Below are 26712 nucleotides of genomic sequence, written 5' to 3' on the forward strand. Positions count from 1 at the left end.
ACTAGCCCCGTCCCCGGGTGCTAGCTTCGGTAATCGGAATATAAGAATTATAAATACTCGCTTTCATAGGGCTCTTATTTTTGATTATTAAAAGAATAAATGATGCGGAGAGAAACAAAGGGTTTTTCTTTGTAATAATTATTAATGTAAAAATCAGTATCATTTTTTGATATGGTATGATAGTTCAGCGTAGAGAAAACATTATTATACGCTATAATCGCAGCCCAACGATTATTCAAAAAACCTTTTCTTAAAGACATATTAGACACAAAGTAACCGTCTCTTTTTCTTTGTGCATCGTGTATCGGACTCCGATAAGACAAATCCCATCGGAAAGTAAAAGATTGCGGGAGTTTTATCGTATTATTGATTCTACCGCTATATCTTAAACTTTTTACGGTATTATGCTGATTTTCAAAATCTACTTTTAGCCTATACGAGAATAGGGATGACGAGAAATTTACATTCCACCACGTAAAAACATCCACACCCGCCATGAGTTCGACTCCTATATTTGTTGACTTGCCGACATTTTCAGGAGAATACATCAATACATTGGAAGAATCAACCTGGGCATAGTCTTGTGTAACATCACTGGTGTTACGCCAAAAAACTTCCGCAGCAATAAAGTCTCTATTCCACGATTTTTTATAGCCCACCTCATAGGCATTGCTATGCGCTGGTTTTAAATCTCCATTTCCCTTATAATAGGAATACAGGGATTGATACTGTTCCATGGGTAATAAACTCCAATAATCCGGGCGATGAATCCGTTTGGAATAACTGCCATATAGCTGGGCGGATTCGGATTCGTCAAGACTATAGGATAAATGAATGGTTGGGAAAAAATCTGTAAAATTATTCTTCGACGGTATGGTTATTCTTTGACCGTTCAAGTCATAACTATAATCTGATTGCCGGTGCGTACTTTCCAGTCTGGCCCCGACTAAAAGTGCAAATCTTTTCCATTCGGTTTCTAAAGTCAAAAATGCAGAATAAATCTTTTGATTAAAATAAACCGATTGATTCAAAGGTTCGTTTGCAAACTTGGTGATTACTCCCTTGTCATCAAATGTTCCGCTTGTGGAGGTGGCCTTCGGTATGTCATCTATGTTGATGTTTAAACCGGACTCTAATGTAATATTTTTATGAATAGGAAGCTTATAACTTAATTTGCCGACAAAAATGGTTTCATTCTTTTCACTTGCCATATAACCTACACGCTCAGTATGTGTAGTATATATCTTAGAATCAATTTGTCGTTCTTCCAAATCCCTTAAATATCCGGCATAATCCAGGTAGAGGGATAAAAGATGCGTTCTTTCCTTATTGAATTTATGATCGTAAGACAGTGTCGCACCAACATACTGATAATTATAATTCAATTCACTTAAATAATCATATCCGTTGTCTGTTACATTACTGAGTTCCGCGATGGATTCATGAACTACCCCCTTACTTTTATTGTGCTTTTTGGTTTTAGAAGGGTAGATATAACCTGAAAAATTTATATAGTCTCTCTCCGTAAAATCATGATTAAAGCCTAATTCTATGTATGATTTGTTTTCCCGATTTTTATGGTCTGTATTCAGTGTCGTTTCATATACTTTATTTTCGCTCTCTACTTTTTGATATTCATTTTCCGAATATTTCTCCCATATATACCTGCTTAACTGTCCTTGTATATACCAACCGCTTTTTTCCCCTTTCTTATCCACTGAAAACAATCCGTAATATTCTCCCCTACTATCCAATTTTAACGTAGAAGTAATGTTGTAGCCCTCTAACCTGTTTTTCTTCAGAATAACCTGGATAATCCCTGCTGTACCTTCCGAATCATATTTTGCAGATGGATTTGTTATTATTTCCATTCGGTCAATTTGATTGGCGGGTATTTGCCTGAGTTTCTCTTCCCCATTGGGAGTAGGATTTCCATTTATATATACTTTAAAAGTTCCATCACCCCGATAAGTCAGCTTACCGTCAAAACTTAACTGAACAGAAGGTACGTTTTCGAGTAAATCCATAGCTACATCCGCACCGGGAAAACTTCGGGCATCAATAACCTTGCGGTCCACCTTATAAGTTAATGGAGGCCTCGAACTTTTTACAACCACCTCTTTTAAATTTTCGGCTAGAACCTCTAATACGATATCGCCTAAATCATTTTTTTCCGTATTCAAAAACTTGTCCTTTAGAATAACGGAGTTATAACCGATGAAAGAAATTTTTATAGAATAATTTCCGGGTGTTATACGGGCGATCCGAAAAACACCTTTTTCATCTGTTATGGTTCCTTTAACAAAGGAATCTCTTTCTGTAAACAGGAAAATATTGGCATAAGCAATCGGCTCATAAGTAGCTTTATCCAAAACCCGCCCTCTAATATCTGCTTTTTGAGCATAACTATTTATGCCCAAACCTAAAAAACAAGTAATACATAATAGAAAAAAATGTTTAAACACCATAATAATAGAATTTTAGTTAAGAAGAAGGTTATTCCAAATCGAACAACCTTCTTCAAGATTGCCACTTCTCCCAGTAATCAGAATAAGCCACGGCCTTCCTTAACCACATCATCACCAGCAGAACCATTACAGCATCTTTCATTATGCTTGTTCTTGTCACTTACACCGAAATCACTTTCGGTACCTGCGGCACATCCGCCGCTAAATAGCTCAAAATCAAGTGGAGTAATAACTTGATTTAACTCTAAAGACTTTACAAAGTCTTTAATTTTGCTAATTTTTTTCCATAGTAAAAATTTATTAAATTAACGTTTAGCAATTTATACAAAAAAGCAATATTTTCATGAATAAGACATTGTTGCTCTGTATATGTCGCATTTTTACTTTTGAACGTTTAATTTTTTACTACCAACGAGTAGCGATATACCCTACTTTATCGCTCATTCTGTTTACAAAGATAAAAAAATATTTAACTGACGATGAAATTTTGATAAAGTACGTAAAATATCTGGCAAATACATATAAAATAATGAGCGGCCGGAATTAATTCATTACTAAAGACTAGAGAGAATAAGTGGAATGGAAACTGATTATCGAATAGAAATATTATCTTACCTATCGGTAGTACTCAGTGTATCAGTACGCTATACAAAATAAATGCAATACCGAACCGACAAAGGCTATCAATCTGATTTTCAGAATGAAAACCTGATCTCTGAAAAAAAGGACTGCCTAAAATTAGACAGTCCTTCGCTACTTTCGGAAACCGGAAGGAAAAAGGCTTTCCACTTATTTCAGCAAAGTTTTACCGTTATAGGTTACGGATTTCAAAATCTTTTTCGCATTCTCCACGGCAGATTGGGGAAGAGGAGAATAATGTACCCGCCCGGTGAGGCTTTGGGCTTCCGGGCTGAGCATCCAGTCCAACAGCTTCAGCGTTTCTTTCGCCTGAGCTTCCGTCCGTTATAAGCCTGTTCTTTATAAAGAATAATCCAGGTAAAACAACTGATCGGATAAGCATCGGATGCTGGGGCATTGGTGATCATGGTACGGGTATCTGCGGGCATTTCTCCGCTGGCTGTAGCCGAGATACTTTCTGCGTTCGGACTGATAAAGCGACCCGCCTTATTTTTTAGCTGAGCTATCGGGATATTTAAAGCGAAAGCATATTCAGAACCGACATAGCCGATCGTTCCGGGAGTCTGGCTGATGATTCCGGCCACGCCGGGATTCCCTTTCGCAGCTAAACCGGCAGGCCATTTCAACGATTTTCCCGTACCGACCCGGTCTGCCCACTCCCCGCTTATTTTGGTCAGATAATCGCTGAATACGAAGGTCGTACCGCTACCGTCGGAGCGATACACCGGGTTCAATACCCGATCGGGTAAATTCAGCCCCGGATTGACAGTCTGAATCCGGTTGTCATTCCATCGGGTGATCTTACCCAGATAAATATCGGCTATAATCTCCCCGGTTAATTTCAAATCTTTCACTCCCGGAAGATTGTAAGCCATAACAACAGCTCCCATGCAGGTAGGTACATGCACGGTGGCGGAAGGCATTTCGCTCATTTCCTTATCGGAAAGATAAGCATCGGAACCTCCGAAATCCACGACACGGTCTTTCAGACTGCGTATACCGCCTCCGCTACCGATGCCTCCGTAGGTAACCGAAACTCCCGTTTTATCCTGATAACTTTTAAAAGCCAGATTAAAGGAAGGGGGAAAGTCGCGCTGGCACCCGCAATCGTCCCTTTTTTCCCGTCCGGAACTCCGGCTTCGCAAGTATAGCCGCAGGTAACCAGACGCAGTATTAAAATTCCGATGAATAATAAATTCTTCATTTTTTTAGGTTTAAATTGATTTTAAATTTTTATTCGGATTAGCCGATCGATAAAACCGGAACCATTACCGGTCGTCCCGCTCAGATTTTAAATTCGAGACTCAAATAAGCAAAAGAAGAAGCTTTTCCGCTAGCCGGATTCCATGACGTAAAATTCGGTGCGATTTTCAATTGCTTGATCGGATTATACTGAAGCCCGAACAACAACCGCTGTCCCTCCCTACTGCTCCAATCGTCTTTAGAAGTCAAATAATCGTATCTGCCGAAGACATCGAATTTCGAGGCAAACTTAACGGTAGAATAAACCGAGAAACCGGATTGATTCGCATCTTTCTTGAATTTGGTATGATACATGGCATTATATTCGGCTCCCAGAGAAAAACGCCGGGTCTTATATCCGGCGAAAAGAGCCAGATTCTGCTGATCTTTCGTATCCTCGCCTTCGATATTTTTACTGGAGCTATCGAATAACCCCTAACGGTCAAATTTTGAACCGGATAAAAGGTCAGGCCGATGCCGTAACGATATTTATTGTCCTTGTTCAGTTTCTTATAACCTTCCCTATTGATAAAAGTCAGGTCTGCAGAAAACCAGGAGGCGAATTTGTACTTTCCGACCACCCCCATATCGGCACTGGAACCGAATTTATATTTGTCCTGAAAGGATTTCAGAATATACCGGTATCCCCAAAATTTTTCCTGAATATTGAACTGTTCCAACCCGATCAAACCGAAATTCAAAGTAAAATCTCCGGTCTTCCAACTCAACAGGGCATTGATGAGATAGACTCGCTCATAAAAAGAAAGATCTCCCGCCGGAATCCGGCACTCCCGAATTTTGTTTTCCCGAAGCAATAATTGCCTTTTGGTTCCGTTCAATAAAAAAGTATCGGGAGTGTAAAATTTTCCATGGCGACTCAAAACGATATTCGAAAAACCGGTATCGGTCAGCATACCTTTTCGTACGATAAGAATATCGTCACAACTTCCGCGTGCGCTCCAAAGAGTATTCAGAGACATACGCTCGGCAAACTTATAGGAATAATCGATCGTATCGTCCTCCACCAGGCGTAGCGTACGAATAACCCGACGGGTATACGGAATAAATTCGATTTGCCGAACCGCCCAATCATAAAGGATACGACATTTTACAATCCCTCCCGACAGTTCCGCCGGGGGGGATAATTCCTCCGGACCCACCTCCGGCACCCGTTTGAAAAAAACATTCGCCGTTTCCTGCGTCCGGCGGAGATGTGCCTCCCGATTACAAACCACCCCGTCCCTGATTTTAATAGTTTCCAAAAAGGTCATATCTGAAATTGTTTTAACCGTCCTTATCATCGCTTTTCTGGACCCGACATTCAAAAAGGCAAATACACTTTTTCCAGCACTTCCCGGTATTCGTCTTCACACCGGCTATTGATCGTAATACCGCCACCGCTCCGAAAATACATTTTCTCCTCTTGTTTTTCTACATAACGGATCATCACTGCCGAATCCAGATCCTTTCCATCAAAATAACCGAATATGCCCGTATAAAATCCTCTCTTTATTTTCTCGGCTCCGGCAATAATACGTACCGTCGCTTCTTTCGGAGCGCCTGATATGGAACCTGCTGGAAGCATATGAAACACGATATCTCCGATACGGGAGGGATAATCGGAAGACAATTTCCCGCTAATCTCCGAACTCACTTGTAAGATTTCCCCGTTAGTCGTCTCTAAACGATCGATATATTGGAACCTTTCTACCCGGGTATCATCGGCAACACATCCTAAATCGTTGCGGATCAGATCTACAATCGTATAATGTTCCGCCTTTTCCTTATAATCTTCCAATATCGTTTTCTCCGCATGCGGCACCGTCGCATTTATCGTTCCTTTCATCGGATACGAAGCTATTTTTCCTTCTTGGATACGCACAAAAGTTTCAGGAGAAAAACAGACCAGCCGTTCCGGAATCAACAGACGATAAGGAGCCCGGCTGAACCTAAAAATATCAGCTAAGCTCAGAGTCGTCCGGATCTCCGTGGCAACTGTAAGATTCAACAGAAAAGAATCGCCCCGCATCAGTCCCTGGCGCACCCGTTGAAATTTTCGTTCGTAATCTTCATAAGCCGGCGGATAACGGACAAAAGAGAAAGAATGCACGGGAGCTTCCGGAGCTCTGGCATTCGAACTCTTTCCCACCTGCCATAAAACATCCTGCACCTGAAAGGGATTTTCGTAAAAAAAACCTTTGTGCACTCATAATCCACTCCGAATAAAAAAGGGCGGCCGGCTGCTCCCGCCGCATTCATCAACCGTTTTACCTCAACTGCCTGTAACATGCTGCAAAAATAAATGAAAATCCGGTTTCTCTTACGGTCCCGGCGATTTTCGCTCCCTCTTTCGGAAAGGAGCGGAAACCGGAATCACCGTTTTTTTGCATTTCCGATTTTATTAACCCGCAATTTTTCCGTTAATTTGCCTACCCAATCTCCATTTTATATGCAACGTATTCTGGTATCCCCGTCCCCGGGTGCTACCCAGGTGCTACTTTTAAATTTTTAGGACAAGGGTGGCTGTTCGGAAGAAATATATTATTTTCGTGGAAACTAAAGATAAATAATGAGCTACACTGATGAAAACAAATAAGGGTGAAGCATATAAAAATGCGTTCCGCCCGTTCTTACAGGACAATTACGAGAAGGTGAAGGCGGTAAAATTCTAGAAAGTTATCGGATTGTCGTGCCGGGGTATCTTTGTCACGGTCAGATCAGAAAACAAAATGTATAAACTATGAAAATACTTCTTATCATTATGGGAATGTTGAATTCGCCTTTTTTCTGCACCGATAGGAGGGTGAAGCTGACAGAGGAAAAGAAGTCAGTTCAGACTGGGTATGAGATAGGGAAAAGTGGATTTCACCTTGATAGTGATACATTATCTGCTAATCCAAGCTGTTCTTACAAAGGCAATAACCCTATTGGTATGTATAAAAGATTTGATGTTGATGTTTTCCAGGGGTATTATAATGATTTTAATGTGAACAACTTGAGAGGGTTTGCTTCGGAGTGAAAACAGATACGGTAAGAGTTTAGTCGTTACGAATATTGATGTATCCTTTGAATTATTTCTGCAAGAACGAGGTGTGTTGCCTTTATTCGAGTTGCAGGGATTTAGGTTCTATCTTCTGGCATATATGCTGTTCACAGTAGAGGATTACGAAGAGGCGGACACGATACCCGAAGGCATTGTTCTCTCGCTGAAGTTGCGGGATGCCGGAAGGGAACCTTGCGAGTTTATACCGGAACGGCTGGTGCGGTTTAGTGAGGAACAGAGAATGGCAATATTGAACTTCTGGGAATATCCGGAATAATGTATGGAGGACTGATGTACAGCTACGCCACGCCGGACGATTGAAAGAATACCAAAAAAGTTCGGAGGTGGAGCATCAAACTAAGATGTAAAAATTATAAATATTAAAATACCTCTGATTATTTAAGAAGAGGAAAAATAAGAAATAGGATTATGCAAACAAGCATCTTAAAGATAATGTGCTTTTTCACTGCTACGGCTGGATATCTATTGGCTGTATATGTTATTATGCCCTGGATTATGTCGTTTCATCATGTAAAACCGGGATTCAAGGTGACCGATGTAGCCGCTGCATTCACATTTGAATATATTATCGGATGCATCATAGCTTGTGTTATTTGGCTGGTACTTTCGGGCGTACTGGCTCATATCGTCATTAAGGCATGGTGGCTGGGGGGATGTGCGTTGGTAGCAGCCGGTCTTATAATCATTGCGGTAGCAGGGTGGCAGGAACTGACTAAAGAGAGCAAACTAATACCATACGAGGAGTTTTATGATAATGGGGTGATTCGGGAGAGTGGGATGAAAACCAACAATTCTTCGGGTAGAATACATGGCAAAGTAACCAAATACTATCTAAGCGGAGAAATGTGGGCTATCGAAACGTATGTAATGGACGAGCTGCGTGGAGAGTGTGAAATATTCCATAAAAATGGGCAACTCATGGCAAAAGGAACAGGACAGGGCAAAGAGTGGTTGGATGAGGAGCGTGTGCCAATCCCCGATGGTGAGTGGACTTTTTATAGGGAAGACGGGGGCGTAGACGATGTACGGGTTTATAATAGGGGTGAGTTGGTTAGCTCCCAAAATTATCTTTATTTTTATGATTCTGATTGGAGTATTTGTACTATTTCTGATAAAAAACGGTTCACCGGAACCCTTGAAATGTCGGGGATTGTGACCAGATATTATTTTCCTAATCTGTTTAATGGCAAGGTGATTGACGGAAAGTTCGACGGTGAAATCTCCTCCTCCTATTATAATATAGGGGAGAAACCCTCTATTGCAGTGGTTGCCAGGTACAACAAAGGAAAGCTCACGGGAGAATACAGGGCGTATTATACCAATGGGCAACTCTCGTCTGAACGTAATTATCTGGATGGTAAATACGACGGAGAGTATAAGAGCTATTATGAGGATTCTCTTGCCACCCGGCCTCATGGACAATTGAAATATAAAGCTTACTATAATCATTCAGGACGTCATGGTTTAGCTTGTTGGTATTATAAAAATGGTAAAATAGAAGCGGAATCCAATTATGTAAATGGCAAAAAGAATGGTATTTCCCGTCAGTGGAAGGAAGATGGTACATTCATCTCAGTATATCATTATGTGGATGATATAAAAGATGGGGCTTATGAACGCCATGAGGAAGATATCCATACCAAAGGGTTTTATAAAGAAGGGAAAGAAATAAGTTCTGTAAGCTGCCGTTACTATCCGGATGGTAAATTAAAATCTTTACTTGAAACGAGGGGGCGTGATAAAATAGTCCGCAGGGAAGAGTATGATGAAAATGGTGATGTAATATAGCGGGTTATGAGCAAAATAGAATTAATTATACTTGCAATTGCCCTGTCTCTGCTCATTTGGAGCGGTTTAATATGGGCTACATCAAAAACACTTTCTATCGGAGGAACTCCAAGTGGTGGTAGTGTCCTCTTGTTTCTGGTCCTGGCGGCGGTGATTCTTTGCGCATTTCCGACTGTTCTGATATGGGCTGTTAATAAATGCAGCGAACCCACTACGCGCAATATAATCTGGGGAGGAGTGATTACTCTCTATTCTGTTTTTCCGGTGAGTGTGGCAATGGGTGAATTGATGAATCTGTATCGTTCGCAAGTGGTAGCGGAAGCAGAAGAGAAACTTCGGGATGAGAAGATTTCTTACGAGGATATGGTTGAAGCATTACTGCGTGCCGGATACCCGGAGGATTACCTGCTGACTTATATGCTTTGTTTGAATAGAATTGATTTTGCAGAGCGCTACATCCGTGAAAACCCCAAAGCAAGGTATCAGAACCTGCCGGATATGATGTACCGCTACTATTCCGCAAACAAGATGGATGATTGGAGCAATTATAACGATTCGCTATCCGAACAAGCTGCTGTTATCGCAACATTTCTACTGGATAACGGATGGAATATAAATGCTACAGGGGAAATAGATATGAATGGAAGTAGCAGTAAAGACCGCACTGCACTTTATATGGCCATCTCAAGCCGGGACCTTCGCACGGCTAATTTACTTCTTGAGCGTGGGGCTGACGTCAACAGGGGTGGTTATTCCTGTTTATGGATAGCTATTTTGATGGATGATGCCAAGCGTGTGCAGATGCTAATAGAGCGGGGAGCGCATCTTAACGAAGAGTATGGCGAATCACTGCTATATACGGCAGTGAAAGGGAATAACACAGGGATTGTAAAAATGCTGCTCGATGCCGGGGCAAAGCCCCATAGCAACGAATCACTATTCCCCCTTGTTGACAAACAGACTAATCCTGAATTATGGAGCCTGCTTGCTTCAAAAAACGAATAAACACATTTGCCCCGTCCCCATGATTAGTGATAAAAGGCAGATAGCTGTTTGCTTTAGTAGTTCTAAATCTATATATTCGCACATAATGAAACTTGTTTCATTAGCTCAGATAATCAGATTGATAATCGGATGTTTAACAAAAAAATACGAAGTTTATAGGAGAATGAGCGAATATACAAATCAAATATGCTAAAACGGATCGTACAGATAGGAAATATCCGGTTCCCCCTTTACTCCTGAATGGAAATGAAAAGGAAATGGTGTCATTCTGAATTATGAAGAAAATAATGCTGGTATCAGTTTGTATAACGGTTGTGTGCATCCTTATGTATTGGGGATTCTGCAGGGTGTCTGTGAAATTCTACCTCATGCCGATAAATGCCTGGGAACGTAAAATCTGGATGGGGCCAAGTCCCACGCAGAAAGAGGAAAATTATGTCGTTTATCATCACTTTTGCAAAAGTGAACGCACCCTCATAGACAGAATCATTGCCTTCAATGACCGGACGATCCGGCCGGACTCAATAAGAAAATATCCCGACGGTTACCGCCGCAGCTTTTTTAAAAGAAGTGCCGTCCTGAATAAAGACTACAGGGAAGAAACAGACGGATCGGATATAATATACGACCATTTTGATAAACGTATTCTGTTATTTGAATGGCGCATCGTAAATGACACCGTTTGTGTCAGTCTCTTTGGTAAACAGGGGATAGTTCCGCTTGTTGATATGGATAAGGATGCCCTGTCTATATCCAGACTTTCCCGGGTCATTGGAATAAAACCCGGCTTATGAAAACGCTCACCGATTTTATAGTTATCCGGAACACTTCCCGGATTACAAAACATATTGCGAAGCTAAACGGGTAATAAGCCTCCTGTTCCCCGGAGACCCGATACCCCTCTTAAAATATCAGAAATTAAAAAAATGACCATGAAAAGACGAACGCTTATTGAATTACTACTTGTAGTCATTCTAATGATGGGTTGTGGAAATGCCAAAAAAACAAAAGCAGATGCCAACGCTTCGAAGCAAGAAACACAATCGGAAGAAGGCACAGGCGATGAAATGCCGAAGCTCACGGCAATAAAACTGACAGACAAGGAATGGCTGGAAGTAAAGGCGAGTTATGATAAACTGGCGAAGGCTCTGGATGAGATCATGAGTGGAGACGAATGTGAAAGCATACATATAGACTTGTCCGGAATAGCAACGTCCGGCGATGTTTCTTTGGGAGGAATGATCCTGTATTATAAATTGAAACAGCAGGGCTATCCGTTTTTGCCGGACCATGAATATGCAGAACGCATTAAATATGTTTTCGGGATTGATTTCAATCATACTGATACTTTGAACAGGAATAAATTCAAATGTTATCAGGACTACGTGGTAGCCTTAAATCCAATACCTGGTACTGACAATGAAGAAGATATGCCGGGCAAAGAGTTCTATCCTTACAGAGATTATCAGTATTTTTTCAGCGGGTTCAATATCTGTGCAGTACGGATGCCATCTGTGCTGTCCATAGAAATGGATAAAAATACGAACAGAGATCATGTAAATGTTTCTGATGATTTGTTTGATTATCACTGGAATAATTATATACTGAATGATAATAAGGCCAGTTTGGATTGGTTATTGGACAATGGAAACGAAAAGGAACTGAAAGATTTGTTGTTTTATTTCGGATATGATAAGGAGGATAAAATTAATGAACGGGTACTCCATGATGACTATTGGCCCCTGATCGATAAATTTATGGGGCGTGACGTTTATGGAAAACTGCAAATTCACGAAGGGATATTGCGCTTTGTCGGGCGCTTTTCAACAGAAAATTGCAGTGACTATTTTGTAGCAGCAAGTACATTCGTAGAACAGATGGCATATACCCCTGAACTTGAAAGCGGAAAGCAAAAAGAGTTTCCTCAGTTGGTAGGCATGACGCTTCAGGAACGCCATAAAATGATTGCCTATGCTGTCAATGCGCTTCAGCCTCTTTATGAAAAATATAACGGACAGGACGGTTATGGTTTTTTGGATAAATATAATATCGGAATTGTAGATTGTTTTTGGAGTGCTTTTTTTAACGATCCTGAACTACTCGCAGACATCGAAGCTAACAATTGTTATGACTTACCGCATCTGACCAAACTAATCCGCAAGATGAAAGAGGATGAACGCTTCGTCAATAAAGAAACCGGTCTTCTGGAGCCGTGGAATTGGTCACCTGAAAACGTTGACTAACCACTGACTCCGGGGACGGGGATAAAGTGCTATCTGATTTTTATAGCACTTTATCCCCGTCCCCGGGTGCTATTCTTCTTTAAATTAACAATCAACTCTCGGATGTAATTCTCCAGGGAAATAGTATTTATACCTAATTTCTTTCTAACCTTATGCCGTTTGGTAAAAATCGAGTTATAATTTTTATGTCCGAATAGTATGCTGATTTGATTATTATCGAATCCAAAGCAGATTAGACAGCATAGGTTAATCTCATCCTCATTCAATGTCGGGTGCTTATCTTTCAGGTAATTCACAATGCCATAAAATCGATCGTTTACAACCTCGTGTAGTTCCCCGAAATAAGTATCTCTTCCGGCATTTATTATGGTTGCCTTGATCTTTTCCAGGAACAATTCGGCATTGTTATCATAAATAGAAGTGATATCCGCAATCTTTTGAATATATAGAATTTTATCACACATAACCTTCTTTAGTCTGATCTCATTTTCATTATTCTCATTTAACAGAACATCCAATTTATTCTTTAATTCAGCAATTTCCTTATTGTCCTCACTCAATCTTTCAATAATTGTTTCAAGCTCAATCTTTTCTTTCCGGGATTTGATTATTCTTCTTTTTGCCTGATAAAAAATCACAATGCTGGATAGTGCAATTATTGTCAACACAAGACATATAATCATCATCCTGTATTTATTTTGCTTCTTTAAGTTTAATAAAGTATTTTCCAGTTCTTTTTGTTCGTACTTTTTCTCAACCTCAGCTAAAAGTAGATTGGTTTCATTTAAATTAATTGAATCAGTCAAATCAATATATTTCAGCAAATTATTATATGCTTCCGCATATTCCCCTAATTCATGCTCATATCCGGACTTCATAAAATAGGCAGTGGCCCGGCTCTCATCGTCAGGAGCATTTTTTTCAATATAGTCTGAAATCATACTGATAGCTTTTTGCTTATCTCCTAAATAAGAATAAATATGGCTCAGCAAAGGATAATGAGGAGGTGGAATATCTCTAATCTCATATGTTTTATACATATCGAACATTGTAGAGTATGCTTTATTTGGGTCATCCAAATTCTGAAGATATAAACTTGCTATAGCGGCAATATTTGTAATAACCAGATCATCCCTTTTTGCTGCAGCAAAAATATTTATAGCATCTGAATAAAATGAAATAGCTTGTAAATATTCACCCTCATACATCTTAAGTCGTGCCGTTAAATTCAGGGCTAAACCCAAATTTACAGGATCATTTGCTACTGTAAAGTAATGCACGGCCTCCTTAATGTACTTGTTCGCATACTTTAACTCAAAATTCTCAGCATATAAATCAGCTATATGGAAGCATATCAATCCTTTATCAATATAATCATTCGTTATGTCGCTTAAGGAATACGCTTTCAAAAGTGATGTTAATGCAATTTCAGTACTATCCATATCCTTATATACCCGTCCCTGATAAAAAAGCGATTTTAATTTTTCACTGATTGAACCGTGTTTCTTATAATAATCCACGCTCTTATTTATCCGCTTTGCATCTATATGAACTACATAACATTTATCTTCAGCCATCGTACGTAATAAATTATACTTTGCTTCGATTGGAGGAGAGGCCAAATGCTCTGTATTGATTGTATTAAGCAACACTAATGCACTATCCGGATTTTCCTTGATGATATTTTCAGCTATTGTAATTTTATCTAACATCTCTGTTTGATTACACGATGATAAACAGCAAATCAGAAGGACTTTGAAGAATATATATTTTTTCATAAAAGACCGGATAGATGGAATAACATCATTTCTAATTAAGCAAAGTTAATATAAAACTTCAAAATTTATTTATAAACATCTGATTTTATGGTTTATACTTTATAAAATATAGCAACAATATTTCGTTATTGTTTTGTGACACAATAAGTTAAGTCCAGTTATAAATATCCTATTAGAAATTGAAAATTATAATATATTGATTTTCAGTATATAAGCAATCGGCCTATAAGATCAAATAAGGTCTTATTTTTTCGTATTCGTTTTTTGAAATTGATAGTTTTGTATTGCAATCAAATCAAACGATCTATTAACACTTTAATATTAAGTCTATGAAAAGAGTTATCCAAATTCTGTTTATTACATTATTCTCTATTACGTGCGTACAGAATCTTTACTCCAAACATGTTTTTAAACCAACACGCGTACGGGTACAAGAACTGATAACACCTAAAACACCGACTGCCAGATCTCTGTTTACTTATATCGAAGTCACAGCCGATACGAAGGCAGGTACTGTCGAAGTGTATTTTTATAGAGCTTTAGGAGAAGTAACGATCACTCTGACAAACTCAGTAAATGATGAATGTTATACCATGACTGTAGATGCAGATATGTCGAACCTCTCAACTCTATACTTCACTCCAGAAACTGAAACAGACTATGTTATAACAGTAGAAGGTAAGGACTATCTGGCAAAAGGCTTTTTCTGCAATTAATCCTATTAATTTTATAATTCAAGTTTGCAAACTTAATTCCGAAAAGAAGCGTTGCTTAATGTGCACAAAAGCAATTAATCCTATGTTTAATCTTTAAAAAAAGCAATCATGAAAAAATCAATCAACGTGATCATTGCTCCATCCGACCTCCTGAATAGTCAGTTGGATGACATCATTGGTGGTGGCTGTAACAAAGTAAAGAACAAATGTAAAGACGGAGAAGTTACTGTCGTTTACAAAAAAGTGCTCGTGGCTGAGAAACAAGTTAGTACTTTATCTGCCTGGTAATAATAGTTTTTAGTCCATATTTTGGACGAATGTTTATTTTTATTAACATCTTAAAATGTAAAAATATGAAACGTACATTGGAATTTGTGGTAGCACCTTCCGATATTCTGACTGTCGAACTTGACGATGTTGTGGGTGGAGGTTGCGACAAAGTAAAAAACAAATGCAAAAAAGGGACCGTGAAAGTTGAGTATCAAGAAAAATTAGTATCAATGAATACTATTACGGCTTGGTAGGAAGAGTATTTGATTAATAACTCAGCAGCCTTTATTTTCTATAAAGGCTGCTGATAAACCCCCAAAAGTTATGATGAAATGGTCGAAATATAATTACATGTACAGATCTGAAAAGTATGGTTGTTTCTTATATAATTCACAGACAAATGCATTCCTGAAACTGGATGATGAAACATACAAATTCTTACATGATTCAAAAGATGATATAGAAATTTGCAGGGAAAAACTTTCAGAAGAAGAATTTTCCGTATTAAGTAGTGCAAAAATTTTTGTAACTGAAGCTGAAGAGCATAACATTGCCTTACAAAAAAAATTTTTGAAATACAAAAACAGTTTTTATAGCGATTCACTTGACTTAGTAATAGCGACAACTACAGGATGTAATTTCGCTTGCCCTTACTGTTATGAAACTGGCATTACACCGGTATCAATGAACAGCGACGTAGAAAAAGGCATTATAGAATATGTAAAAAAATACGATGTAAAAACATTGAAATATACCTGGTACGGTGGAGAGCCCCTGTTGCAGTTTTCTTCCATTAAAAACATTCTTGATGCAACATTGAATCTTAATAAATTTAACAAGGTAGACAATGTGGTGGTTACCAATGGTTATCTAGTCAATGAGGACTTTGTTAACTACTTCAGGGACAAAATCTTGTCGATCGTACAGATTACTATTGATGGCCTTCAGCCCACTCATGATAAATATCGGCTCCACAAATCGGGTATCAGCACTTACGATACTATACTCAACAACATAGACCTATGTTTGGCGGAATTGCCTGATACCTTGGTGATCGTCCGGGTAAACATTACCAACGAAAACAAAAATGATTTTCCAATTTTGTGGAATCAGCTTAATGAAAGATGGATAGGAAAAAAATACAGTATATCTCCTTGCTATGTTGATGATCATGGTGAATGCAAGGTAGAACTCTGTACCAATAAAGATAAAGCCAAATTTTTCATAGACTTATATAAAACTTATAACATTCCGGTAGATTTTTATCCTTCCTATCAGCTTGGCGGGTGTACTGCAGACGGGATCAACAATTTCATTATTGATCCGAGTGGGAACCTGTACAAATGTTGGGTTGATATCGGTAAGAAAGACAAAATAATTGGCTCCATTTTTACACCTAAACTTACTAATCCGACCTTGTTTGCAAAATATATGATCGAATGCGATATGCATACAGACTCAAAATGTCAGGATTGCTTTCTGTTCCCTATATGCGATGGTGGATGTTCATATTTTCGTCTTGAAGGGAAAACAAACGGGACACCATATAATGTATGTCCAATAGACAAAGAAGATTTATCTCTATACTTGGATAACAAGTATGAGCAAACTATTAATCAAAAATTTTGATAAGATGAAAGCTTTCGGAAAATGGTTACTGGCTATTGGTATTATAGGGTGTATCACTTTACCGGGTTATTCTCAGGAATTATTGCGGATAAGAGGAGTGATTATTGCCTCTGACTCAACTAATATGGATTATTGTAACCTGCTATTATATGATCAAGATTCAACTTTAGTTACAGGAACGACCTGCTATAATGGTGTCCTTGATATAGCCTACAACAAAACCGGAGACTATTACCTTGTAATCACATCATTAGGGTATAGGGATCTGTCTATCCCTATAGCGCTGAAAACTTCTGTCGATTTGGGTCTCATAACCATGGAAGTGACATCGTATACCCTTAATGACGTTACAGTCACAAGCAGACTGCCCAAAATCGGGTACGCTCAAGGAAAAGCCGAAGTTCAGGTCAGCAATACCTCATTAGCTCATCTTCCGACAATCAAAGATATATTGGGCCGCGCCCCGGGTGTTAGAAGTGATGATAATGGTATCTCAGTAATTGGTCGGGGCATTCCCGAAATATACATAGACGGCAAGAGAGTAAATTCTTTTTCTGAGGTAGAGATGTTACAGCCAAATGAAATTATTTCCTTTGATGTAGATAAGAATCCATCAGCTAGGTACGCTGCGGATGTTACATCTGTTATCAGGATTAAGACTAAAAGAGGAGCTTTTGAGGGTATATCTACCCAATTATATAATACTTCAATATTTAGCCGGAAATATTCAGACATAGCCGGACTCAGAGCTAATTTCAGCAAAGGAAAATTCCGTGGTTATTTGGGGTATGATTACAACGACTTGAGCAATAAAGACTATATTGATAGTTATGAGTATAATTACCTGCAATCGGGCGTTATACGAAACACCGAATCATCCATAAATATATACGACCGGCGCGACCATCAGCTGATGATTGGAGCGGGATATCGATTCTCCCCCAAGCATGATCTGTCCCTCCAGTATCATCTTGCGGTGAGTGAAAAAGAATCCAATAACCGTGGAGAGCAAACGATCCACCAGGATGATGCCATCCAGAACAAGTTTACAATAACTGATACGGGCGAAGATAAATCAAATTCCAATATCCTTAGTGTTGCTTACGTTTTCAGCCCTTCTGATAATCATAAATTATCCTTTTGGGGTGATGGCATATTTTACAATACGACCGTAAGTCAAACCATTTTTGAAGATTCCCATATATTGGAGAATGACGATCAGATCCTTTATTACAATAAAGGTAAGTCCAATGCGCAGACTCTAAAATTGGAATATGAATGGGGCGTTAACGACAACGTACAGTTTTTATTTGGCGTAAGATACGGCAGAAGCGAAAGTGATATTGTTAGCAAAATTGGGTACCAATCCACGACGGGTGATTATCAGACTGACAACGCTATATCCGACGACAATTACGCTGGTTATATCCAATTCACACATGATTTGGAAGCTATCGGTTATCGAATAGGCCTTAGAAATGAAAGCTCTGTTTATAATGCCAAAGCGAATGGTGAGGTCATTAAAGATGATACGGATTCTAAATGGTTTCCATCAGTGTCTCTATATTCCAATAATCTCTCCAAAATATTTGAATTTTCTGTAAGCTATACAAGTAAGATAACGAGACCCACATTTGGTCAGCTAAATCCGGCGAGACAATATCTGAATAACCTATCTTATAAAATAGGAAATCCCTCACTCAAAGCTACCATTAATCACAATGCAACTATAGATGTTACTTTATGGGAGAACCTAAACATATATGCCAGCTACGACTACTATAAAAATCCGATTTTACTCTCAGGCGTTCAGGACACGGATAAACCGGGTATTATAATCTTTACTCCTATAAATATCGATAAATCTGAAGAATGGGATATAGGTGTCTCTTATAACAAGGAATGGAACTGGTTTGGCTTAAGCGTTGATGCGGGGGTGACATTCCCTAATGTGAAAATACCTTTTATGGGATCGGTCCTAAAACGAAAAACAGAATCATACTACTTCCAGGTATCAACTGATTTCACCATAACCAAAAATACCTTTTTATCACTGAATTATAATTACCAAAGTAAGAGCATTGACCTGATGACAAATTTTACCGCATCACAGGATCTCTCTGCTTCGCTAACGCAATACTTCTTTAAACGAAAGCTCAGTATAAACTTATCTGTGAATGATATCCTGAGAAAATCGTATAGCGACTGGTTTGATAAGTATGGGTATGTTGAAGCCGGGCAATACAACAACATGGACTCCCGAAACATCCGGCTGACACTAAGATATAATTTCAACAACTATAAGAATGTTTATCGCAGAAAATCTAACTACGATCAAGAACTTAACCGACTCCGATGAGCAAGAAATTTCCGATATATATTCAACGCGACCAAAAGGACTGCGGGTCATCGTGTATAATAATGTTATGCACTTACTATGGCCTTCATTACTCTGCTGATGAGGTACGTGATTTGTGCAAGATATCTAAGTCTGGAGTACTATTAGGAGAAGTATCAAGAATACTCGAAAGTTTTGGGTTTAAAACTGTAGGCGGATTCTTGAATATGGATAAACTTATTCACGAGGCCCCTCTTCCTATGATCCTGCACTGGGAGCAAGATCACTTTGTGATCCTCTATAAAATAAAGAAAAAAGGCAAAAAATATACTTTTTTCATTGCTGACCCTGCTCTGGGCCATCTCGAGTATACACAGGAGGAATTTGAATGCAACTGGATTTCGGCTACTAGGGACAATGAACCTAAAGGAATTGTGTTATTGGTAAGCCCGGAAAACCTCATAGATTCAAAAAACAAATCCAAAGAAACCTTGGATTTTACATACATATTCAGTTATTTCAAAAAATACAAGAAATATTTCTTCCAACTTCTTGTTGGGCTGATCGTCGGGAGTTTAATACAACTTATTTTCCCATTCTTGACCCAATCTATAGTGGATGTTGGTATTGAAAATTCAAATATTAATTTTATCTACACGATCCTTTTAGCTCAATTTTCGTTCCTCATCGGGAAAATGAGTATTGAATTTATTCGAAACTGGCTGCTGTTACATCTCAGTACACGAGTTAATCTTTCAATGGTCTCAGACTTTTTTATCAAGCTGATGAAACTGCCTATGCAATTTTTCGACTCCAAGCTTTTAGGCGACCTCATTCAGCGGATAGACGACCACGAAAGAATAGAGCAATTTTTTACTACTCAATTCCTGAAAATAATTTTCTCTTTCTTCTCAGTAATTGTATTCGGGGTTGTACTGTATATACTCAACCCCTTAGTTTGCCTTATCTTTATCCTTGGGAGTGGTCTGTATGCGCTATGGCTTTTAATCTTTAAAAAACGAAGGGAAGCGATCGATTACAAATACTTTAACCAGAGATCCGCGGCAAAAAATAAAACCTTTCAGCTTATTAACGGAATGCAGGAAATCAAACTCCAGAATTGTGAGCAAAGAAAGCGCTGGGAATGGGAAGATACCCAGGCCGGTCTTTTTGAGATTAACACTCAGTCTCTTAAACTGAGGCAAGTGCAGGAAAGCGGAGACTTATTTATCAACGAATCCAAAAATATCATTATCACATTCGTTGTTGCACTCTCCGTTATCAATGGCAATATGACTATAGGCGCCATGTTGGCCATTCAGTACATAATCGGTCAATTAACTTCACCCATCGAACAAATAGCTCAGTTTATATACGATTCCCAAGACGCGTCTATCAGTCTTGACAGAATCAATGAAATCAGGAAAAAATCTGATGAAAATTCGGACCGTCCCATCATTGCCCCAGTTTTTACAGACAAAACACTGAAAATTAAAAATCTATCTTTTTGCTATGATGGAACATCCAGGAATGTCTTGAACAATATAAATCTCGAAATCCCGCATGGAAAAACTACCGCTATCGTCGGGAGCAGCGGAAGCGGCAAGACGACCTTAATTAAGTTACTATTGCAATACTATAAAATACAGGAAGGAGAGATCTGTATTGGAGACTATAATCTTAATGACATCAATACCAATATATACAGAAATCAATGCGGTACAGTTATGCAGGATGGTTTTATATTTTCTGACTCTATTGCACGCAATATTGCAATACATGATGACATAATAGATGAAAAAAGAATAAAATATGCAGCCGAACTGGCCTGTATCTCCGACTTTATAGAAAATTTAGCTTTAGGATATAATACAATCATAGGCGACGAAGGGAGAGGATTGTCCCAAGGACAGAAACAAAGGATATTAATTGCCCGGACTATCTATAAAAATCCGGATTTCATCTTCTTTGATGAAGCCACCAATTCTTTGGATGCAACCAACGAAAGGCGTATAACAGAAAATTTAGCTGATTTCTTTATCAATAAAACCGTGATTTTAGTTGCTCATCGATTAAGTACGGTAAAGAATGCAGATCAGATTATCGTGTTGGATAATGGCAGCATTGTAGAGCGTGGTACACACGAGGAACTGATAAAATTGAAAAAAAATTATTTTAATCTTATCAAGAATCAATTAGAATTGGGGGAATAAATTATGGAAGATAAAGACCTGCAACTTAGAAGTGAAAAAACCAGAAAAATTATTGGTAAAATACCCAGCCGCATTATAAGATATGGGACACTGGTTGTATCATTTATTCTGGTTTTGCTATTCGTCTTTTCCTTAGTTATTAAGTACCCTCAATATCTTTATTGTCAGATTCAGATTGTTGGTGACTCCACGCATATAATTGTTAACAGATTGGACGAAATTTATTTGCTCCGGTCAGGGCAAACGATAAAATTCTATGATAGTGACGAAAGCATATATGGAATTTTACATATTAATAATTCTGCTGAAATTAAGTTTGATGGAGAAAAATACTTAAAGCAGTGTGAGATCGAAATAAAGAGCCATAGCCAAGCCAATACCGGAAATATTGTATTTTCTCCCACAACTTTTAAAGCAGAAATACTTTATTCTGAAAAATCATTATTTAACATTGTTGTAAAATAATCAGTGTTAGATAATTATGATATGGATTGAAAAAGAAGGTTATTCAAAGGCTTTCTTTCTGATATTCAGAAAGAAAGTTTTTGTTCTTTCAAAAAAGAGACTGTCTCTACCGATTATCTCTTTTTGTTTACAACGTAATTTTATTCGGTATTTTGCTCGGAATAAGTGGTAAAGCCAAAGTTTTTTGTACGATTCATCCAGCAAAGAAACGGAGTTCCTGTTTGAATACTATCGAATAAAAAGGATTATAAGAGAGTTATTATGATTCGTTCAAGTTGCATCTAGCATCCACGTATTCGTTGATGTCATTTTACCAGTTCTGAATTCATGTTGTAACTAAACAGAACGATAAATTGACCGTAGGATCGGTTCATGATTTGTCCGTTATATATCCGGCATGCCGTATATACATTGCCGTATATTTTCCGTAATGTTTCCGAATTATCTCCGTTCCAGAACGGCAATAATAGCTTGATATGTCGCTTTGAATACCCTCATAAGTATGTGATTAATAATTATTATTATTTCTTGGGATGGGGTATGTTTGGATATAGTTGCGAGTTTATCCGTTCCCCAGTCTATATCGAAATTGAAGTTAGTGGCAAAATTCGCTATTTGTTTTTGCTGTTTCAAACGTGGTTTCCTGACTGTCAACTTCTTCAATAGCTATTTTTATGAAACTATCCAGAATGCCGATATTTATAAATATCCTATTTATAATTTTTTAGAATCAAAACTATTTTATTAAAAATAAATAGATTTGCAAAGATGATGAAAAAGGGAATGCATACACACTTTTTGAAACACTATCCTCTAAAAAGCCGCTTTTTTCGTTTCATGTTTCATAAATGTTTCACAATTACAAAAAGAAAAAGAGCTAATTAGTTGATTTTAAACTAATTAGCTCTTTGTAAAAGTGGTCCCACTTGTACCTCATAATCACTATTCTATGAAATGGGAATGATTTACTAATATATTATAATACAGTCATATATGTTGAATTTGAATCCTTAAAGTAAAATAAGGTTTTGCAAAATTCGGAAAATGTTTTGCAAATGTTTTGCAAATTCTTATATTTGTAGAGGGACTAAATATTTTCAATTATGGCTACATTGAAGTATTATATCAGAGTATCGAAAGGAAGTGAAAATGCAACTATTCGAGTGTACTTTTCGGCTCGGCGTGGTGTAACCCGATATGCTCAAACGCCTTATATTATTCCGGTAAAAGCCTGGGATGATGACAAAGGAACCATTAGTCAAAAAGCTAAATATAATAACACTTTCACTTTTCAAACTGCGCAGAAGATTATTGATAATTTAAATGAAATTGAACGGCGTACATTTGCTAAATTTAATGAGGATAGCCAGTATTTACCTGGTGGATGGTTACAAGATATTATTGACAAATATATTGAAGAGCAAGCTAAATCCAAAGTCAAATCATCCAAGCCTGAAACTCTCAACAAATATATAGCTCGTTTTATCCGGGAAATGGAAACGGGAAAGCGTAAAGCCACTAAAAAAACAAAATTCGGTCAATACGAAATTGAATATTCTAAAGGGACGATCAAAAACATAATTTCCTTTCAAACGGAGTTTAACAACTTCCAGGAGCTTAGGAGGAAAAAATATGATTTCAATGACATAAACATGGATTTCTACCATGATTTTGTCACATACTTCAACAACAAAGAATATTCCCCCAATACGACCGGGAAACATATCAAATCATTAAAAAAAATCATGACCGCAGCCCGTGGGGAGGGCTTGCACACCAATATTGAAACCTTACAGAAAGGTTTTAAAATCATGAGTTGTGAATCTGATACCATTTATCTTACCCGTAAAGAAATTGAAGCTCTTGAAAAACTTGATCTAAGTGCACCTAAAGATGCCGAACTGGACATTTGCCGTGATGTCTTTTTAGTGGGGGTGTACACCCTTCAAAGATATTCCGACTATCACCGTATCAGTAAAGAAAATGTGATTACCCTGGCTAATAAGAAAAAAGCTATTAGCCTCCGACAGCAGAAAACAAATACAAAAGTTGTTATCCCTTGTAACGCTAAACTTACTGCCATATTAACAAAATACAATGATACATTGCCACGTACTTACAGCCAGATGGTAAACGATAACATAAAACTAATTTGTTTACGCTCAAAAATCACTCATAAGATTGAACACACATCCATAAAGGGAGCAAAAAGAGTTACTGAAATAGTTCCGAAATACACCCTCGTTACAACCCACACTGCACGTCGTACCGGTACAACACTTCTTTATTTAGATGGAATGGACTTATATTCTTTAATGAAATTCACAGGCCATCAGACAGAATCGGAATTTATGAAATACATTCGTGTTACTGCCGAAGAAAATGCAATTCGGTTGAGTAAAATGAAATTCTTTGACGAATCAGTAGAAAAATCTAAAAAACGATAACTTCGGTTTGTGAACTTCTTCATAGCTTTACATACTAACAACATGCTATGAAATATTTCACCTTCATATGCGCACGCCTGGCAAAAGGCGTGTGTTACTTTTATACACCTTCCTCCGGAAATTTCCATTTTCCGGCATCACCCTATTTCAGTACCGTTAATCTTCAACCCTTCACTTATGAAAATCCTACAAAAATCACTTTGTTTCATTAAGTTAGTTACTCTGCTTTCTGACAAACTCGATGAACTCATTACCGCTTCTGACGATATTGCAGTATCTTTTGAATTTCGGTTCAGTACGTTTACTCTGGAACAATTTCTTTATCACCTCCGGATGTGCTCTGCTGACCTGATTTCGGCAGAAATTATAGAACTGTGCCTGTCAACCACACAAATCACACTGTTCTTTAAACTTTTTGACAGCCAGGTCAAACGCACCGCCTCCCAGATCGGTAACATACAGCGCCAATGGAACCGCTATGATTTCAGGCACTACTTTCCACCCGAACAATACACCCGGCTCGATGGAGCTATCAACATCCTGTCAACCACTTACGACAATGTACTCGAAACCACATCCCGGCTCCGTCTTTTTGCCGGAGTTCCCGACAACCTTCCCGATATCCCGCCTTCAAAACCCCACTTCAACCGGTACGTAATAAAAACCGACGAACCCGGACAGCTCCACGCACTACTTATCCGTTATAAACTCATTCATTCCAATACCCGGCCCGAAACGACCGCCTATATATTTTACGGTATCGGTTCGCCTTCCTCCTGGCAGCCCGTCACCTGGTTAGAAACTGTTGCTGATCTCTCGTACTTCGTCGATATGTTTTTCGGAATATCCGATCAGCGAAACAAATGGCGCACGGCGCACGACTCCTTTTGTGATAAACGACGGCACAAATTCAACTACAACTCACTCCGTGGGAAACAATATAATTACCTCTCGAACCACAGTTCTGAAACCCTCCGCATCATAGACCACATCAGGCGGGAACTCAAATAACATTGCAATCCATTGCAACATATTGCACCTTTCGTTGCAATGGATTGCCATTCCTTTTCCATTCTTTCTTATATTCTTTTGTTCCACAACTTTTAAAAATCTGAGTTATGGAACAATCGATCATTATCCCCGTTTCCCTGGATGATTTAAAACAAATCGTTTCCGAGGCTGTTACCCTTGCTTTCACCGGTTCACTTGACCGTTTTATCCCCGAAGAAAAAAAGTACCTCACCCGTAAAGAAGTCGCTGAAAAATTCCACGTTTCCCTCTCGACCGTCCATGCCTGGATAAATTCCGGAAAAATCCGGGCTGTTAAAATCGGCCGCCGAACCCTGTTCGACCTCTCCGAGGTTGACAACGCCGCCAGTCCCAAATACAAACGTCTCCAACATTCATGAGCCATGAAAAACTATCATTACAAACTTCAGCCATATAGCGGCATGGCTTCCCGTTTCATCTGTCCGGCTTGCGGTGCCGCCCATAAATTTGTCCGTTACATCGACACCTCCACCGGACAATATGTAAACGAAAAAGTTGGCCGCTGCGAACGCTCCGAATCCTGTGGGTATCACTACACACCCCGGGAATATTTCCGTGACCTCCGTCGCCTGGGAATCGAACCGCCGCCTTCCTCCGCCTGTCAATCAGCTCCGGTTATCAAATCCGACACCTTTTCCGTCATTCCCGCCGAGCTGATCATCGGTTCCGCTCTCGCCTCACAACCCGAACAAACAGCACTCCTGAAATTTTTTGTTTCACACCTTCATCTCACCTCCGCTCAGCTCAAATGGCTCATTGACACTTACTGCCTGCAATCCGCTTCATACGGTCGCATCGTTTTCCCGCAAATCGACGCCAGCGGAAACTACCGGACAGCCAAAATCATGGCCTACAACCCAACAACCGGACACCGCATGAAAGACCGCCCCGGAGCTTTCAACTGGCTCCACCGCACCCTGATCACTTCCGGCAAACTTCCTGCTGATTTTCGCCTCCGGCAATGCCTTTTCGGAGAACACCTCCTTCCGTCCCATCCCCTTAAACCCGTTGGAATAGTGGAAAGCGAAAAAACAGCCCTGATTTGTGCCCTCACGTATCCGAAACTCCTCTGGTTAGCCACGGGAGGAAAATACAACTTCACTCCCGATCGCTTCATGCCCTTAGCCGGACGGATCATCAATGCTATACCGGATGCGGGAAGTTACCGTTTCTGGGCAGTAAAGGCAAAAGCCATCACCCGCCTCGTTCGTTGTCAGCTCCATGTATCCGACTGCATCGAACGTGTGGCAACCCTCGAACAGCATCAGGCAGGTATCGACATTGCCGATCTTATACTCGCCGGTCGTCCGCCCCAGTTCTTTTGATATCATAACCCGGCAGACAGGGGAGAGAACCT

General features: G+C 39.0%; 23 protein-coding genes. 17 read left to right on the top strand and 6 right to left on the bottom strand.

Annotated features, from left to right (window positions below):
* Positions 1-74 precede the first annotated feature (74 nt).
* The 5 genes from DD657_RS00380 to DD657_RS00400 all read right to left on the bottom strand — a co-directional run bounded on the left by DD657_RS00380 (position 75) and on the right by DD657_RS00400 (position 6519).
* On the bottom strand, positions 75-2468 hold the full coding sequence (locus DD657_RS00380) for a TonB-dependent receptor (RefSeq protein WP_287047960.1): 2394 nt from the start codon (positions 2466-2468) through the stop codon (positions 75-77).
* A 932-nt stretch (positions 2469-3400) separates the two neighbouring features.
* The gene (gene pstS, locus DD657_RS00385; protein WP_353745273.1) at positions 3401-4252 is read right to left on the bottom strand and encodes a phosphate ABC transporter substrate-binding protein PstS; all 852 of its coding nucleotides are present in this window, start codon (positions 4250-4252) and stop codon (positions 3401-3403) included.
* A 139-nt stretch (positions 4253-4391) separates the two neighbouring features.
* Positions 4392-4559, bottom strand: a complete 168-nt coding sequence (locus DD657_RS00390) for a hypothetical protein (protein ID WP_287047961.1) — start codon at positions 4557-4559, stop codon at positions 4392-4394.
* Entirely contained in the window at positions 4556-5620 is a 1065-nt protein-coding gene (locus DD657_RS00395; RefSeq protein WP_161945873.1) for an aminotransferase class IV, read from the bottom strand. The genes DD657_RS00390 and DD657_RS00395 overlap by 4 nt, the downstream gene beginning before the upstream one ends.
* Before the next feature lie 50 nt (positions 5621-5670).
* On the bottom strand, positions 5671-6519 hold the full coding sequence (locus DD657_RS00400; RefSeq protein WP_353745274.1) for an aminodeoxychorismate synthase component I: 849 nt from the start codon (positions 6517-6519) through the stop codon (positions 5671-5673).
* Positions 6520-7089: 570 nt separating this feature from the next.
* Here DD657_RS00400 and DD657_RS00405 point away from each other — a divergent pair.
* The 6 genes from DD657_RS00405 to DD657_RS00430 all read left to right on the top strand — a co-directional run bounded on the left by DD657_RS00405 (position 7090) and on the right by DD657_RS00430 (position 12449).
* Positions 7090-7368: a hypothetical protein gene (locus DD657_RS00405; protein ID WP_287047962.1), complete on the top strand. Its 279-nt coding sequence runs from the start codon at positions 7090-7092 to the stop codon at positions 7366-7368.
* Positions 7355-7669 (top strand): DUF6714 family protein, encoded by a 315-nt coding sequence (locus DD657_RS00410; protein ID WP_287047963.1) that lies wholly within the window; start codon positions 7355-7357, stop codon positions 7667-7669. Before DD657_RS00405 ends, DD657_RS00410 begins: the two co-directional genes overlap by 14 nt.
* 152 nt (positions 7670-7821) lie before the next feature.
* Positions 7822-9201 carry a hypothetical protein gene (locus tag DD657_RS00415; protein WP_287047964.1) on the top strand — a complete coding sequence of 460 codons (1380 nt, stop codon included), beginning with the start codon at positions 7822-7824 and terminating at the stop codon, positions 9199-9201.
* Positions 9202-9330: 129 nt separating this feature from the next.
* The gene (locus DD657_RS00420) at positions 9331-10206 is read left to right on the top strand and encodes an ankyrin repeat domain-containing protein (protein ID WP_287047965.1); all 876 of its coding nucleotides are present in this window, start codon (positions 9331-9333) and stop codon (positions 10204-10206) included.
* 275 nt (positions 10207-10481) lie between these two features.
* A complete protein-coding gene (locus DD657_RS00425; RefSeq protein ID WP_287047966.1) occupies positions 10482-11000 on the top strand; it encodes a hypothetical protein in 519 nt (172 codons plus the stop codon).
* Positions 11001-11138: 138 nt separating this feature from the next.
* Positions 11139-12449, top strand: a complete 1311-nt coding sequence (locus DD657_RS00430; protein ID WP_287047967.1) for a hypothetical protein — start codon at positions 11139-11141, stop codon at positions 12447-12449.
* Between the two features lie 50 nt (positions 12450-12499).
* Here the strand turns inward: DD657_RS00430 and DD657_RS00435 are convergent, their stop codons facing one another.
* Entirely contained in the window at positions 12500-14161 is a 1662-nt protein-coding gene (locus DD657_RS00435; protein WP_287047968.1) for a tetratricopeptide repeat protein, read from the bottom strand.
* 395 nt (positions 14162-14556) lie between these two features.
* Between DD657_RS00435 and DD657_RS00440 the strand changes: the two genes are divergently transcribed.
* From DD657_RS00440 to DD657_RS00490, 11 genes are all read left to right on the top strand, one after another.
* Positions 14557-14943, top strand: a complete 387-nt coding sequence (locus DD657_RS00440) for a hypothetical protein (RefSeq protein ID WP_287047969.1) — start codon at positions 14557-14559, stop codon at positions 14941-14943.
* A gap of 108 nt (positions 14944-15051) precedes the next feature.
* Positions 15052-15231: a hypothetical protein gene (locus DD657_RS00445; RefSeq protein ID WP_287047970.1), complete on the top strand. Its 180-nt coding sequence runs from the start codon at positions 15052-15054 to the stop codon at positions 15229-15231.
* Between the two features lie 65 nt (positions 15232-15296).
* Positions 15297-15467 carry a hypothetical protein gene (locus DD657_RS00450; RefSeq protein ID WP_287047971.1) on the top strand — a complete coding sequence of 57 codons (171 nt, stop codon included), beginning with the start codon at positions 15297-15299 and terminating at the stop codon, positions 15465-15467.
* 70 nt (positions 15468-15537) lie between these two features.
* The gene (locus DD657_RS00455; RefSeq protein ID WP_287047972.1) at positions 15538-16842 is read left to right on the top strand and encodes a radical SAM/SPASM domain-containing protein; all 1305 of its coding nucleotides are present in this window, start codon (positions 15538-15540) and stop codon (positions 16840-16842) included.
* Positions 16843-16846: 4 nt separating this feature from the next.
* Positions 16847-19201 carry an outer membrane beta-barrel family protein gene (locus DD657_RS00460; protein ID WP_287047973.1) on the top strand — a complete coding sequence of 785 codons (2355 nt, stop codon included), beginning with the start codon at positions 16847-16849 and terminating at the stop codon, positions 19199-19201.
* Complete coding sequence (locus DD657_RS00465) at positions 19198-21393, top strand: peptidase domain-containing ABC transporter (RefSeq protein WP_287047974.1); 2196 nt, start codon at positions 19198-19200, stop codon at positions 21391-21393. The genes DD657_RS00460 and DD657_RS00465 overlap by 4 nt, the downstream gene beginning before the upstream one ends.
* Positions 21394-21396: 3 nt before the next feature.
* A complete protein-coding gene (locus DD657_RS00470; RefSeq protein ID WP_287047975.1) occupies positions 21397-21858 on the top strand; it encodes a hypothetical protein in 462 nt (153 codons plus the stop codon).
* Between the two features lie 1103 nt (positions 21859-22961).
* Positions 22962-24305, top strand: a complete 1344-nt coding sequence (locus tag DD657_RS00475; RefSeq protein WP_287047976.1) for a tyrosine-type recombinase/integrase — start codon at positions 22962-22964, stop codon at positions 24303-24305.
* A gap of 177 nt (positions 24306-24482) precedes the next feature.
* Positions 24483-25316 (top strand): hypothetical protein, encoded by an 834-nt coding sequence (locus tag DD657_RS00480; protein ID WP_287047977.1) that lies wholly within the window; start codon positions 24483-24485, stop codon positions 25314-25316.
* A gap of 107 nt (positions 25317-25423) precedes the next feature.
* Complete coding sequence (locus DD657_RS00485; protein ID WP_287047978.1) at positions 25424-25714, top strand: helix-turn-helix domain-containing protein; 291 nt, start codon at positions 25424-25426, stop codon at positions 25712-25714.
* A gap of 3 nt (positions 25715-25717) precedes the next feature.
* A complete protein-coding gene (locus tag DD657_RS00490; RefSeq protein WP_287047979.1) occupies positions 25718-26680 on the top strand; it encodes a DUF6371 domain-containing protein in 963 nt (320 codons plus the stop codon).
* The last annotated feature ends 32 nt before the right edge of the window (positions 26681-26712 follow it).

Origin of the sequence: Culturomica sp. (assembly GCF_003524185.1) — a bacterium.
Taxonomy (GTDB): domain Bacteria; phylum Bacteroidota; class Bacteroidia; order Bacteroidales; family Marinifilaceae; genus Culturomica; species Culturomica massiliensis.